Source organism: Pseudomonas triticifolii, assembly GCF_014358015.1.
Lineage (GTDB): Bacteria > Pseudomonadota > Gammaproteobacteria > Pseudomonadales > Pseudomonadaceae > Aquipseudomonas > Aquipseudomonas triticifolii.
In genome coordinates this window covers 1-1,451 of sequence record NZ_JACONV010000045.1, presented here as the reverse complement: position 1 = coordinate 1,451, position 1,451 = coordinate 1, and the positions used below count along the sequence as shown (strand labels likewise).

Annotated in this window: 1 protein-coding gene; it reads right to left on the bottom strand. The window is 53.5% G+C overall.

Features of this window, described 5'->3' with window-relative positions; translation table 11 throughout:
* Positions 1–28: 28 nt before the first annotated feature.
* Positions 29–1,398, bottom strand: a protein-coding gene (locus H8S56_RS24395) for an IS3 family transposase (RefSeq protein ID WP_187520008.1) whose coding sequence is annotated in 2 segments (ribosomal slippage) — positions 29–925 and positions 928–1,398 — 1,368 coding nt in all. Because the reading frame shifts where the segments join, the coding sequence is not laid out codon by codon here.
* Between the last annotated feature and the right edge of the window lie 53 nt (positions 1,399–1,451).

Genomic DNA, 1,451 nt, shown 5'->3' with positions numbered 1-1,451 from the left:
CTGATCTGCCCCCAAAAAGTTGGACAGTCTATTGCCACACGCCCACCGAGCGAGTCCTGAACTCCACAGGACTCAATCCGCCAAGCTTCACTTTTATCCGGTCATGATTGTAGTAACGGATGTACTCGTCCAGCCCCGTCCTCAGCTCCTCCACATTCTGGAAGCGCTTGAGGTAGAAAAACTCGGACTTCAGTATCCCGAAAAAACTTTCCATTGCGGCATTGTCCAGGCAGTTTCCCTTGCGTGACATGCTTTGCCTGATGCCTCGCTCCTTGAGCGCTTTTTGGTAACGAGGTTGCTGATAGTGCCAGCCCTGATCTGAGTGCAGCACAAGCGGTGAATTGCCCTGCAGCCGCTTGAAGGCACTGCCCAGCATCTCGGTTACCAAGGCGAAGTTAGGCCGGGTCTGGGTTTGATAGGCCATGATTTCACCGTTGTACAAATCCATCACAGGCGATAAATAGAGCTTTTGTGATCCGACCTTGAATTCGGTGACGTCTGTAACCCATTTCTGGTTAGGTCGTTGTGCATGGAAATTGCGCTCCAGCAGGTTGGGTGCAATATGCCCTTCCAGCCCTCGATAAGAACGGTATTTCTTGACGCGCACCAGGGATTTCAGCCCAAGCTTTTCCATCAGGCGCTGAACCAGTTTTTCGCTGACCGATTCTGTTTTTTGCAGCTCTAAAGCAATACGGCGATAGCCAAACCGCCCCTCGTGCAGGGTATAGAGCGCCTGAATTTTCGCCTTCAGCGAAGCATGCTTGTCGGGCCTTTGAAGCACACCAAGTTGGTAATAGAACGTGCTACGTGCCAGATTGGCCACTTTCAGCAAGCCCTCCAGAGGGAATGCCGGCCTCAGCGCCACTACGGTGAGCGTTTTTTCCCTGGCCAGGGACTCTGGCTCTGCGCCTTCTTCACCTCTTCGAGCTTTTTTAGGTAGGCATTCTCCATGCGCAGGTATTCGAGCTCCGCCTTGAGCTGTTCCAGGCTTTTCGAATCGTCGTCCTGTGCGTGGACGTCATGAGCGGATTGCTTCTTGGGCATAGTAACGCTCCTCGTTCGTTTGGATACGCTAAGGGCTGAAAGACCGCCACTGTAGTACTGGCGCTCCCAAATGCCCACACAGGAGGAATAGCCAAGGCCGAATCGGGCTGCGACTGCTCGTAGGGAGAGCTGCTGTTCATACCGACACTGGATGACCGATAGCTTGAATGCAGCACTGTAATGGTGCCCTCGAGAACGAAGTCCAGCAGCGCCCAGCGCCTGATAGGTGGCGACCCAGCGTCGAAGCAGGCTGACATCGATCGCATGTCGTTTGGCGACCTTGCGAAATCCCTCGATGCCGTCAATGTAGTCCTTGGCCGCTGTGATTTTGAACTGCGTAGAGTACTTGCCCATGAAAAAACACCCCAAGAAGTCAGATGGGTGTCCAACTTTTGGGGTGCAGATCA